Raw genomic sequence first — 12,689 nt, 5'->3', positions numbered from 1 at the left:
ATGGCTGCCGTTGGCTAAGCCAGAGCTATGCTGACGAATTCTCCCCTACAGGCTTGCCACTCCGTCCATACCGACAGTGCTTCGCCAGCAATCAATGCACTGAGTGATGCCGTTCGGAAGTTTGCGAAAACGGAAGGGGTCACTCCGTCCCCACTTGGCTCCGTCTGGGCTCTGAAACTGTCGGAATGCCTTCCCTATCACCGTGGCCGGAACAAGGGACTTTCCGTCGCCGTTGCCATCTCCGGGCTGAAACGCGTTTGCCTGGGTGACAAGCAGATCGTCAATGACCCCGGCCACGTGATCGCGTTTCATGGTGACGCTTCTTACAGCGCAGTTGTCGAGGGCACACCTGCAAAGCCCTATCTGGCCCTCAAACTGCAATTGTCACCTGAGCTGATTGCTCAAACACTGGTTCGCCTTGCCGAAACCGATGCCCATGCGTCTTCCCCGGCCAAAGGCGCGCTTATCTCCTGTGAACCACTGGACGATGAACATGCCGGTTCGCTGCTGCGCCTCGTCACCTCTTTTCGGGATCCAGCCGACTGCCATGTGCTGGCACCGCTGTGCCTGCAGGAAATCTGTTACCGGATCCTGCGGTCCGACGCCTTTGGCGTCTTGAGGACCCTGGTCAGCGCAAGGGATGAGAGGCTGGTCAAGGCCTTGCGCTATATCGAGACCCATGCGGCACGACCGGACCTGACGATTGCCGAAATCGCAGCCGAAGTTGCCATGAGCCCCTCCCATTTCGCACATGGTTTCTCTGCTCTGTTCGGCCAGTCCCCTCTTCAATACCGCAAGCAGGTACGTCTCAACCGCGCCCGGCAACATCTACTGACGTCAAACGCCAGCGTGGCCCGTGCAGCCGAAGCTGCCGGCTATGCAAGCACGTCCCACTTCACGCGTGATTTCAAATCCGCTTTCGGCATGGCTCCGCGCCAATATGCCGAAACTCTGGACCCGCCTCGCCAGAACGGTACTTGAGGAAAGTTCCGCAGGATCGGGCAGCCGTTCAGCAGGAATGGATCTGTCGCCAGCTACCTTGGCTGATTATCCCATGCCGGCAACATACAGCCGACGCGGAAAGGATCCCCTATGACCATCAAAGTTGTCGTTCAATTCAAGGCTCTCAAGGACCGGCAAGAGGCGTTTGAAACCATCATGCACTCGGTTTCGGCCGATCTTCCGGGCGTGTCCGGATGTCAGGGTGTCGAGGTTCTGAAGGACCTGGATGATGCATGCCGCTTCACGCTTGTCGAAAGCTGGGAAAACGAAGCAATCCACAAGGCACATATCGAAGGACTGATTGCTGATGGAACCTGGGCCATGATTTCCGGTCATCTCGCCGAAGATCCGGTAAGTGGCTATTTTCAGACGCTCTAGCGATCGGGCAAGGTCGTCACTTCAGGCGGCCTTTTCTCGCCTGCCTTCACCCAAGCAATGATCAGTTCGTAGAACACCGCCAGAATGACAGGCCCGAGGAAGAGACCGATCAAGCCATAGGCAATGGTGCCGCCGAGAACGCCGATCAGGATCACCAGCATCGGCACGTCGAGGCCACGGGACATCAGGATTGGCCGTAGGACATTGTCGATGAGCATCACCGGAACCATCAGCACGGTGAACAGGAGTGCCGGCACCAGTTCCCAGGAGCTCCAGGCCCAGATGATCGTGGGAATAATCACCAGTGCCGGACCAATCTGGATAATACACAGGATCAGCGCCACGAAGGTCAGGACGCCGGCAAGCGGCACGGAAAACGCTATCAGCACGATCCCCGTCAGCAGCCCCTGGACGACAGCAACACCGATGACACCGCGCGAGACGTTGCGGATGGTGGCACCGGCCAGATCGACAAATTCCGATCCGCGCGGCGCGATGATGCGGTCGGCAAACAGCTTGCTGCCCTTTGCCAGGGACGGGGCCGGCACAAACAGGCAGCCTGCGAGTATGATGGAGACGATGAAAAACAGCACGCTGCCACTGAGTGAAGCCAGAACACCGAGGATGCGGCTGCCGGCCGGCACCAGCGTCGGCCCGACCTTGGCCAGAAGTTGTTCCAGCCCCTGACCAGCGAGTTGCCAGATCTCGGAAATCTTGGCACCGACGACCGGCAACCCGGCGAGTTTCTCAGGCAGGGGCGGCAGCTTGAGGACGCCGTTCGCCATGCCGTGGTACCAGCCCTGAAGCGTGTCCACGAGACTGACGATCAACACGGCAACGGGACCGATCACGATTGCAAGACAGCAGAGCGTGATCAGGACTGCTGCAAGAACCTTTCGTCCACCAAGCCTGGCGACGAGCCAGTCAAACACCGGATAGAGTGCGACCGTCAGCACAACCGCCCAGACCAGGAACAGAAAGAACGGGGCGACGAGCTGAAGTGAAAAATAGGCAAAGAGCCCCAGAACGCCCAGGCGGATGACGATATCGATGACCTTTGCATCCAGTGTCGGGTCAGGTTTCACAACTGTTTCCACCCGTGGTGTGGATGAGGGTTCTTCTGTCATGTCCGCCTGCCCCAACAGCCTGAAAAATCTTTGGACTCGAGAATAGCCGCGGCGGCGGCAAGCGCCAGCGGAAAGTGCGCAAACATGCGGTTTCCGACGATAGCATTCGGCGTTCAGTCAGATGGGTAAGCCCGGTAGGACACAATCGGCTCGAGAAGGCAAACTCAAGCAGGCCGAGATTGGGCGGGCCGAGATCGGGTCTGCCTAGTCCTTGCGGAAGATCACACCGGCGAGCCAGCCTGTGAAAATGGCCAGTGACACTGCGAGGAGGCCATAGAAGAACGGATAGGACTGCGCCAGTTCAAAGGTGACCTGTTCGAAACCGCTTTTGGCAACAGCCAGCGTCTGCTCCGTCTGGGCCACCACCTCGCCGTGGAGGAAGAGGAAGCTTTTGACCTTGTAGTCGCCCACCGGAATGTTGGCCGGCAGGGGAATATTTGTTCGGAACATTGTGTCGGTCAGAAAGGTGATCGAGGTTTGCTGTTCCGAGTAAAGACCCATCTGCTCCCGTAGCCGGACGAAGGCGCGGCGAAAATCATCCCTGTCTGACAGAGCGACATTGGAAACGCCCGAGACAGCCAGGTTGATGTGGTTGAGCCCGATGCCAAGGTCGTCAAGAACAGTGCGGTTCGCAAGGTTGCCGATATTGATGGTGCTGGCGACCGCGTAGTAGGAAGGAACGTTCTGGAACCGCTCGGCCTCCCGGTTCACCCAAACACCCAGAAAACGGCCCTTGCGCCGCGTGGTGATGTCCTGCGGTGGCCCCTCCACGACGATGGCCAGTTCATAGCCGCTCGGATCGTTGGGTTGGCGCTCGATGTTGCTGGCCTGCCCGAAGATGACGATTTCCGTGCCCGTGAAATTGGACTGGATCGAGATAAGATCCGAGGACAAGGACGTCACCAGTTCCTGGTTCGGCCGGCTCTGGGCAGCAGCGCCGGTTACCAGGCCAACGACAATCGACAGAAGCAGGATCAGCCGGCTCATGCCCCTGCCCCCTTCCGGATCGCGATGGAATAGAAATCGTCCGGTGTCAGCAGCAGGTCGACCGCAAAGCGCAAACCGACAGCCAGGACCAGAAGCGCAAGCAGCAGACGCAATTGATCGCCGCGCAGGTTCTGGCCCATGCGAGCCCCGAACTGGGCTCCGATCACCCCGCCGACCATCAGCGTCATGGCCAGAACGATGTCGACAGTCTTCGTGCCCATGGCATGGAACACGGTCGCAGCTGCCATTGTGAAAAGGATCTGGAACAGGGATGTGCCGATGACGATGCTGGTGGGCACACGCAGCAGGTAGATCAGCGCAGGCACCATCATGAAGCCGCCGCCGATCCCCAGGATCGTGCCGAGAAAGCCGATGATCGCGCCAAGGCCGACAACCGGGATGATGCTCACATAAAGCTTGGAGCGCCGGAAACGGACTTTCAGCGGCAGCCCGTGGATCCAGTTATGCTGACCGGGTTTGCGGGCTTTGGGCGCAACGCCGGACTTGCGCCGACGGATGGCACGGATGGATTCGAACAGCATCAGGCCGCCAATGGCGCCCAGGAACGTCACATAGGACAGCGAAATCACGACATCCAGCTGACCGATGGACTGCAGAACCTCAAACAATATGACGCCGATAAACGACCCTATGACACCGCCGCAGAGCAGGATTGTGCCAAGTTTCAGGTCGATGGCCTTTCGTCGCCAATAGGTGACGACGGCCGATGACGAAGAGGCAACCACCTGCGTGGTGACGGTGGCAACGGAAACCGCGGGCGGGATACCGGAGAAGATCAAAAGCGGTGTCAGCAGGAAGCCACCGCCGATACCGAACAGCCCCGACAGAAAACCCACGGCGCCGCCCATGCCGAATATCACGAAGATATTCACCGGAATCTCGGCTATGGGCAGGTATAATTGCACGGGATCAACCGGAAAACTGCAGAAATGACTGCGTAAAGATTACGATGAAATGGTTAAAGACCTGTACAGTCCGGCATGTCAACCGGCCAGCAGGTCGGTTTGGTTCGGTTCGCCGATTTTAGACAAGTGCCAGGCGGAATTCGACCATTGCGTTGCGGATATATCCCGCGTTCCGGTCTGTTTTTGAAACCACGCCCATAGTGCTTCGCGTTCGAATATCTGACTGCATTCAGGTTCGGCCTTTTCCATCGGCAAATAGCCTGTAGCGCCATTGCCGAAGAATTTTTCATTTCGTGTCACCTGGAAAGAACAATGCTGGCCGCAATGAGAAAACACCCAGCCGGGCATCTCGCCTGGCTGGGTGTTCGTTTCATCAGGTCGCCGCTTGTCGCGCCCATCCCCGGATGCCTGAAGGGATGGTTTAAATCGCCTGGCTCTTCAACTCTTCCAGCAGACGGTTGTCGACTTCTCCGGTTTCCGGCATTCCGATGCTCCGCTGGAAGGCGCGGATCGCGCTGCGGGTGCGCGGGCCCATCTGGCCGTCCGGGGTACCGGTGTCAAAACCGAGGTAGTTGAGCTTGTCCTGGGCTTCCTTGACCATGGCCGTGTTGTCGGGCGCCTGGATCGACACCTTTTCCGCCGGCAATGTGGCGCTGTCCACCCAACCCGGCTCCATCGTCACCTTGTTGGCCGCCGCGTTCGGTGTCTTCAGCTTGAAGTTTTCGACCGCGAGCCGGGCATTGGCCAGGGTTTCCTGGTCCATCATGTTGGCGACATCGTCGCGGCGCTTGGCTGCTTCCGGATCGCCCTGATCAGCCGCAATCGCGAACCATTTGTAGCTGGCTACCAGGTCCTTATCGACGCCGATGCCTCCGGCATAGAGGATGCCCAGGTTGAACAGGCTGTCCTTGACGCCGAAATTGGCGGCTTCTTCGAACCACTTGGCAGCAGCTGCATAGTCGGGCTGTTCACCACCTCCCTCGGCATAAAGAACCGCGAGATTATGCATGGCCTTCGCATTACCGGCTTCGGCCGCCTTGGAATACCAGGCCTTTGCCTTCGGCAGGTCCTTGTCGACACCACGGCCTTTTTCGTAGAGGCTTGCGAGCCTGTACTGGGCAGGCGCGAGACCCTTGTCGGCCGCTTTCTGATACCAGACTGCTGCCTTGGACAGATCCGCCGATACACCGCTGCCTTCGGTGAATTTCACACCCACCAGGAATTCTGCAGCCGCATTGCCACTGGCAGCAGCGCTACGCAGCGCCATCGGGCCAACGCCTTCCGGCGGCAGGTTTGCAAGGAGGCTTGCCGGGGCGCCGGCTTCGCTTGCCGGTTGGAACCCGGACACAGTGCTTTCACCTGCTTCGCCGAAGCTGCTTGCAACGCCTGCGGGCGGCGCGAACGCCAGTTCGGTTTCAGGGGCAAGCGGACCGGACGCGGAAGCAGCCTCAACATTGCTGCTTTCGGTGACCGGTGTCGTTTGCGCCGGCGCGGACTGCGCTGATGCAACAGCCGGGACCTGTTCTGACATCGTGTCGGCTGTCTCATCCGGCATCGCGCTGACTGCCCCGGATTCTACGCCTTCGGCCGCAGATCCGATGCCGCGGCTTTCTGCCAGAGCGACCTCGCTAGTAACCTCAACGTCCGGCTGCACGTCGGCTTGTACCGGAGCAGCGTCTGCCATTTCCGGCGCAGGAACCGCTTCAACGGTTTCCGGCGTGTTCGCGGCAAGCTGATCGGCCTCTTCCGGGCCACCGGTTGCCAGGCGGAACACCTGCAGTGTTCCGATCAACAGGACAACGGCGGCAGCAGTATAGAGAATGGCCCGACGGCGGCCGCTGGAGGCCTGCGGAGCTTCCGGTGCCGGGCGATCACCCGGCAGAACGGTAGCATCCTGGGTTTCAAACGCCTGATCGGCAACGTCCTCGGCATTCAGCTCCAGATCTCCGACCGGTTCGGCCTTGTCTTCCTTCGCAGCGGACTTGTCGCGCTTGAGAACGTTGCGCAGCCAGCCGACACGGGCCTTGCCGCGTTCCTCGTCGGCAGCTTCAGGTTCTTCCGTTACCTTCTGCCGCTTTTCCAGCTGGGCAGCTTCCGCGGAAGCTGCCTGTGCTGCACGGCGGGCAGCTGCGATGAAGTCTGCCTTGCGGTCACGGGCCCGGTCATCGGCGCGCGGTGCCTGCGGTGCATCAGCGGGCTGCTGCTCGCCTTCCGTCTTCCCGGCCTGTGGGGCCTTGGAGAACAACGGGGCCGGTTCATCAACCTTGATCGGGGAGAAGCTGGAGGCCGGCGTTTCACCGAAGTGGTCGGCACGTTCCAGGTTGTCCAGGCGCTCGGTCAGCGAGCCCAGCACGGACTTGACCCCGTCAAAGGTGTTCCGCGTCCGTTCGTCAGTACCTTCAGCAGCATCAAGCAACCGCTTCAGATCGGACTGAAGCTCCGTGATGGCCTGATCGTACTGGCCGTTTCTCGGTGCCGGTGCGCTTTCGATCGCTTCCCTTGCCGCTTCGCGGGCGATGCCCACGACGTCCGAGCGGGTTTTTTCCAGGCCCTTCTCGATCCGCTCCAGGAACGGCGAGAACTGCTCCATGCTGAACGCCTGAGTGGACGTGCTTTCGATCTGTTCCGCGAGCGCGGCAACCTTGGCTCCAAGCTGTTCGAAGCGGCTGTCATCGGTAACTTCGGCCCCCTTCGACACAATCTGTGCCAGATCGGCAATCCGCTGCTCGAGCGCTTCTGTCGATGCCGGTGCCGACACGCTGGCACGCATGGATCCAATCTCCGCGCGCAGCTTGTCGAGGTCCGATGTCGTGACAGTGTCTTTCGGCTGATCCAGACGAGCAGTCAGATCGTTCAACCGCTCCTGAAGCTGGGCCATGAACTTGGTGTCCGGCGCATTGCCGCCGGACCGCATCGCGGCTGCATCCAGAACCGGCACCGGGCGCGCAGACTTCTTTTCGATCGCATCGATCTTGCCGGAGATCGTTTCCAGACGCTGTTCCAGCGCTGCAAAGGCGCCCGTGTCGGTCGAGGGAAGCGGACCTGCCTGCTCCATCCTCTCGAGACGGTCAACGATCTCGTCGAGGCGCCGGTCAACCTGACCCAGATGCTGAGTGTCCACCGGAGCTGCACGGTCGTCGGCCATCATGCCGACGATGTCTTCCAGGCGGCCCTGCAGCCTGGAGATCGTTTCCGGCTCGGGCATGCGCTGTTCCATGGCGGACAGACGGCTGTCCAGGCCGCGCTGTTCCCGGGCCAGGACTTCCAGATCGTCAAGGCGGCCGGACACGAATTTCATCCGGTCATCGATACCCTCGACAAGACCCTTGATATCGATCTGTTCGACAAAGCCGCGCACTTCACGCAGTTCCGCGCGAAGCGGTTCGATATCGGCGTGGCCCTTGCGCTGCAGGAGCTCTTCCATGCGTTCGGCAATGCTGACGACCCGGTCTTCCAGCACCATCATGTGCTCGGACCGCGGCAGCGCGGCAAAGGCGTCCTCGATTTCGTTGAGGCGCGCGGTCACACCGCGCAGGACGCGGGGATCCACAGACGCACGGGACAATTCATCAAGGCGCTGCAGGATATGGGCATATCCGTGCTCAAGGGTCTGGAGTGCCCCTTCCACGTTCGTGCGGCCGACCATGTCCTTCAGGTCGGCGACTTCCTTGCGGATCTCTCGGGCCAGCTGGTCGTTCTTCTTGTCGGCACGCAGACGCTCGACCATGTCGGACAGGCGACGCAGTTCCGCATTCTGCCGGCTCACGGTTTCGTTGGTGCCGCGCGACAGGCCGCCAAGTGCCTCGCGCAGCGAACCAAGCTCATCGCGAACCTGATTGAAGGCCTGTTCCTGCGGCGCTCTCAATGCGTCGATGCGGCGGCCAAGGTCCTTGTAGATATGCATGGACGCTTCGCTTCTGGAGCGTACGTCCCGGTCGCGCTGGCGAGAGGGCTGCGGCGCATATTGCGCTTCGTAGGCATCGTCCTCGTCATAATAGGGTTCGTCAGCCGGCAGATTGTCGATGGCATAGCTTCCCGGGCGAGGACGTGGCTTCGGCGCCGGCCGAAGCGGCTCATCCCGGTAGTCCGCGCGATGCTCCTGACGATAGTCTTCCCGCGGGTCCGGGCTCGCAAGCCCCTGCACCTGTTCGTCCAATCGGTCGAGCGCACCCATGACTTCATCAATGCCCGGCTCGCGACGAGGCACCCTGCGGCGCGGCGCAGACTGGTGAGGCTCCGGCCGACGCACTTCGGGCCGGCGTGGTTCCGCCTGGTCGGCCAGAAGCCGGTCCAGCTCGTCGGCCACGGCGTCGAGATCCTCGTCACGTTCCTCGGAGGGATAACGGTCATTTTTGCCAAGCGCCGTTGCAGTGCGCGTCAACCGTTCTATGCGGTTTCGCGCCGGCTCGCGGCGTGGTGCATCGTAAAAGTCGTCGCCTTCATACGCATCACGGCCGCGGCGTCCTGCCTCGTTTTTCTTCCAAGCCGGCATCTCTTGACCCTGGGCTGACGGTCATTCAGACCGCTGATGAAACAGGCTGCGCCATGATTCCGTCGAGGACGGGACAGGCACAGCGTTTTGAAAGACTTTGTCGTTTTAGGGTAAACAGGCCGTTAATTGGCCTTGCTAAATGCGAAAACAGACCGTTTTCGAATGAAAATCCGATGTTCACGCGATCAGGGTGACGCGAATCGGCAAACGCTGCGTTAACGAATTTTTCCCCTGCGACCTTCCGTGACTGGACCTTAACGCAAACGTAAGCTAAACAGTGCGCAAGAAACCGGCTGAGCCACTGTGCACACAACCGCATCGCCTGAGAACGCACTGGAGATCATGTCTTCGGAGCGGGTTTCGAAAACTGCAAAACATCAACGATGAGCCGGACAACGGCTGAAAAACGAGAACAAACTGCTATGAGCGAAGCGCTTTCGATCCTCAATGAAGACGATCTTGTGGACGTTGTGTCCGCAAACGACGACAGCACGAAGAAAACCCAGTTCACAATCGGCGACCTGGCGAAAGAATTCGACTGCACCCTGCGCACGCTGCGCTTTTACGAAGACAAGGGGTTGCTCAACCCCAAGCGCGACGGCCTGAACCGCGTCTATAACCGCCGCGACCGTGCCCGCCTGAAACTGGTACTGATGGGCAAACGCGTTGGCTTCTCCCTGTCCGAGATCCGCGACATGCTCGACCTTTACGACCTGCGCGACGGTCAGGTTACCCAGCTCCGCGTCGCCCTGTCCAAGTTCAACGAGCAGATCGCCGTTCTGGAAGATCAGCGCAAGGACATCGAACAGGCTATCGAGGAACTGTCGCGCACTGTCGAGATCGTTTCCGGCATGCTGAAGCACAAGGAAGCGGAAGAGGCATAAGTCCCTTTCCTTTCGACCTCAGAGTTTTGAAACCGCTGGCGGCAACGCCGGCGGTTTTTGTTTGTGCGTCCGCCAACTTGCAATTTTTGCGAGAATTGGCGCCCTTTTTCCAAAACTGTGAAATTCCCCAAAAACGACACCTCGCAACACGATTTCGCGTACGGGGCCTTCGGAAATCATTCCCATCAGCATGTTTTAGGCGTATTTTTTTGACAACCCTTCCGTTGGGACACCACTTGCCGGGCAATAACAACACGCGTATATAGGCCTCAAGGTGACGTTTACGGAAACGTAAGGTCGAGACATAAACGGCAGATCTGGGAGGATTTCCATGCCGAGCTATACCGCTCCCGTCGATGACACGCTTTTCCTGTTGAAGGACGTGTTCGGCTATGACCGATATTCCAACCTGCCAGGTTTTTCGGATGCACCTCTCGACCTTGTGGAAGCGATCTTGCGCGAAGGTGGCAAGTTCGCGGAAGAAGTTCTCCAGCCATTGAACCAGACCGGCGACAGCGAAGGCTGCACGCGCAACGACGACGGCACGGTCACGACACCAAAAGGCTTTCTGAAAGCCTACAAGGCGTTTTGCGAAAACGGCTGGGGTACCTTGTCGGCGGACGCGAATTACGGCGGACAGGGCCTGCCGCATACTCTGACCACCGTCTTCAATGAATTTGCCTCTTCGGCAAACATGGCCTTTTCCATGTACCCGGGCCTGACTGCAGGGGCCGTTGCGGCCCTGACGATCCACGGCACGGATGATCAGAAGCAGACATACCTTCCCAACATGATCGCCGGAACCTGGACCGGCACCATGAACCTGACCGAACCGCACTGCGGAACGGATCTCGGCCTCATCCGCACCAAGGCGGTGCCGCAAGCCGACGGCTCCTACAAGATTACCGGTACCAAGATCTTTATCTCAGCCGGTCAGCACGACATGGCGGAAAACATCATCCACCTGGTGCTGGCCCGCATCGAGGGCGCCCCGGAAGGCACCAAGGGCATTTCGCTGTTTGTCGTGCCCCGCAACGCGATCGGCGACGATGGCTCGGTGGGAGACAACAATGGCGTTTCCTGCGGCTCGATCGAGCACAAGATGGGCATTCACGGCAACGCCACCTGCGTGATGAACTACGACGATGCCACCGGCTGGCTGGTCGGCGAAGAGAACAAGGGCCTGCGCGCCATGTTCACCATGATGAACGAGGCCCGCCTCGGCGTTGCGGTTCAGGGGCTCTCCCAGTCGGAGGTCGCCTATCAGAATGCCGTCATCTACGCCAAGGATCGCATCCAGGGCCGCGCCCTCACCGGACCGAAAAACCCGGACAAGCCCGCCGACCCGATCATCGTGCATCCGGACGTACGCCGTACCCTGATGCAAATCCGCTCGTTCAACGAGGCCGCCCGTGCTCTCGTCATCTGGACCGCGCTTCATGGCGATGTCTCACACAGGTCCGACGACGAGAAGTCCAAGCAGTTCTCCGACGACATGATGGGGCTGATGACACCTGTGCTCAAAGGCGTTCTGACCGACACAGGATTTGCCAATGCGGTCAATGCCCAGCAGCTTTACGGTGGCCATGGCTACATCAGCGAGTGGGGCATGGAGCAGTTCGTTCGCGATGCCCGTATTGCCATGATCTACGAAGGCGCCAACGGCATCCAGGCACTGGACCTCGTCGGCCGCAAGCTGCCCGCGAACGGCGGTCGGGCAGTCATGAGCTTCTTCAACGAGGTCAATACCTTCCTGAAGGAGAACAAGGACAACGAATCCCTTGCCGCCTTCACCGGGCCATTGAAGAAGGGCATGGACGATCTTCAGGCCGCGACCATGTGGTTCATGAACAACGCCATGAAGAACCCGGACAACGCCGGCGCCGGATCCGTCGACTACATGCATCTCTTCGGGCTTGTTGCCCTTGGCTACATGTGGGCGAAGATCGCAAAGGCCATTCAGGAAAAGGTCGCGGAAGGCGCAGGCGAAAAGGCCGAATGGCTGGAAACCAAGCTGACCTTCGGGCGTTTCTTCATGGAACGCACGTTGCCGGAAACGGGCGCGCATCTTGCCCGAATCTCGTCCGGGTCCGAAACCATGATGTCGGTTGCCCCGGACGCTTTTTAAAGCGTCCGGGGGCCAGCTCGCTGATGGCGGAAATTTGAGCCCGCAAATCGAAACCGGCGGCTATAGTCGCGTTCCAATTTGATTTGCGAGGGGAATTTCAAGTTATGGCTGAATACGTTCTTCACTGCATGGCCCAGTCGGGACACTCCTACAAGGTGGCCCTGATGCTGGAGCTGTGCGGCGCCGACTGGAAGCCGGAGTGGGTCGACTTCTTCAACGGGGCCACCCGAACCGAAGAATTCCGGGACACGCTGAACGAGATGGGTGAAGTGCCGGTGCTTGTGCATGGTGATGACATCCTGACCCAGTCCGCCGTCATCATGGACGACCTGTCCGAGAAGTTCGGCGCCTTTGGCTGGGAAAACGATGAAGAGCGGCGGGAAATCCTGCGCTGGACGATTTTCGACAACCAGAAGGTTTCCGGCTTGCTCGGCCCGCTGCGCTTCCTGCGCACGCTGATGAAGACCGGCGAAACGGACGTGGTCAAATGGCTCGACGGGCGGTCGAAATCTGCACTTGCCATCCTGGACAAGCATTTCGCGAAGAATGACTTCGCCATCGGCAAGAAGCCGACAAGCGCGGATTTCTCGCTGTGCAGCTACCTCTTTTACGAAGGTGAGCTCGGGATCGATCTCGAGGCTTATCCGAATGTCACCAAGTGGCTGGGGCGGATCAAGGCTCTGCCCAGCTGGAAACATCCTTACGACCTCATGCCCGGCCATCCCTTGCCGGATAAGACCTGAGGCCAATCCGATCTAGAGGAGG

Annotated in this window: 10 protein-coding genes; 5 read left to right on the top strand and 5 right to left on the bottom strand. The window is 59.6% G+C overall.

From position 1 onward, the window contains the following. Window positions 1–27: 27 nt before the first annotated feature. The gene (locus tag ACVDG9_RS05575; protein ID WP_447237452.1) at window positions 28–981 is read left to right on the top strand and encodes an AraC family transcriptional regulator; all 954 of its coding nucleotides are present in this window, start codon (window positions 28–30) and stop codon (window positions 979–981) included. Window positions 982–1,092: 111 nt separating this feature from the next. After that, a complete protein-coding gene (locus tag ACVDG9_RS05570) occupies window positions 1,093–1,380 on the top strand; it encodes a putative quinol monooxygenase (RefSeq protein ID WP_447237451.1) in 288 nt (95 codons plus the stop codon). On the opposite strand, the gene ACVDG9_RS05565 is transcribed toward ACVDG9_RS05570, so the two are convergent. From ACVDG9_RS05565 to ACVDG9_RS05545, 5 genes are all read right to left on the bottom strand, one after another. Continuing rightward, complete coding sequence (locus tag ACVDG9_RS05565) at window positions 1,377–2,507, bottom strand: AI-2E family transporter (protein ID WP_447237450.1); 1,131 nt, start codon at window positions 2,505–2,507, stop codon at window positions 1,377–1,379. The genes ACVDG9_RS05570 and ACVDG9_RS05565 overlap by 4 nt on opposite strands. 204 nt (window positions 2,508–2,711) lie before the next feature. After that, window positions 2,712–3,494, bottom strand: a complete 783-nt coding sequence (locus ACVDG9_RS05560) for a TIGR02186 family protein (protein WP_023001774.1) — start codon at window positions 3,492–3,494, stop codon at window positions 2,712–2,714. Then, window positions 3,491–4,420, bottom strand: coding sequence for a sulfite exporter TauE/SafE family protein (locus tag ACVDG9_RS05555; protein WP_031269647.1), 930 nt, complete (start codon window positions 4,418–4,420; stop codon window positions 3,491–3,493). The genes ACVDG9_RS05560 and ACVDG9_RS05555 overlap by 4 nt, the downstream gene beginning before the upstream one ends. Before the next feature lie 78 nt (window positions 4,421–4,498). Continuing rightward, window positions 4,499–4,768 (bottom strand): hypothetical protein, encoded by a 270-nt coding sequence (locus ACVDG9_RS05550; RefSeq protein WP_447237449.1) that lies wholly within the window; start codon window positions 4,766–4,768, stop codon window positions 4,499–4,501. A gap of 73 nt (window positions 4,769–4,841) precedes the next feature. After that, window positions 4,842–8,912: a peptidoglycan-binding protein gene (locus tag ACVDG9_RS05545; protein ID WP_447237448.1), complete on the bottom strand. Its 4,071-nt coding sequence runs from the start codon at window positions 8,910–8,912 to the stop codon at window positions 4,842–4,844. Between the two features lie 422 nt (window positions 8,913–9,334). Here ACVDG9_RS05545 and ACVDG9_RS05540 point away from each other — a divergent pair, with 422 nt between their 5' ends. The 3 genes from ACVDG9_RS05540 to ACVDG9_RS05530 all read left to right on the top strand — a co-directional run bounded on the left by ACVDG9_RS05540 (window position 9,335) and on the right by ACVDG9_RS05530 (window position 12,667). After that, window positions 9,335–9,796 carry a MerR family transcriptional regulator gene (locus ACVDG9_RS05540; RefSeq protein ID WP_023001777.1) on the top strand — a complete coding sequence of 154 codons (462 nt, stop codon included), beginning with the start codon at window positions 9,335–9,337 and terminating at the stop codon, window positions 9,794–9,796. 331 nt (window positions 9,797–10,127) lie between these two features. Beyond that, window positions 10,128–11,924 (top strand): acyl-CoA dehydrogenase C-terminal domain-containing protein, encoded by a 1,797-nt coding sequence (locus ACVDG9_RS05535; protein ID WP_447237447.1) that lies wholly within the window; start codon window positions 10,128–10,130, stop codon window positions 11,922–11,924. 104 nt (window positions 11,925–12,028) lie between these two features. Beyond that, window positions 12,029–12,667: a glutathione S-transferase family protein gene (locus ACVDG9_RS05530; protein ID WP_447237446.1), complete on the top strand. Its 639-nt coding sequence runs from the start codon at window positions 12,029–12,031 to the stop codon at window positions 12,665–12,667. Window positions 12,668–12,689 lie beyond the last annotated feature (22 nt).

This window comes from Roseibium sp. RP-7 (genome assembly GCF_053005225.1).
The sequence above is the reverse complement of the archived record's forward strand: the minus strand, read 5'-3'. Positions and strand labels throughout refer to the sequence as shown.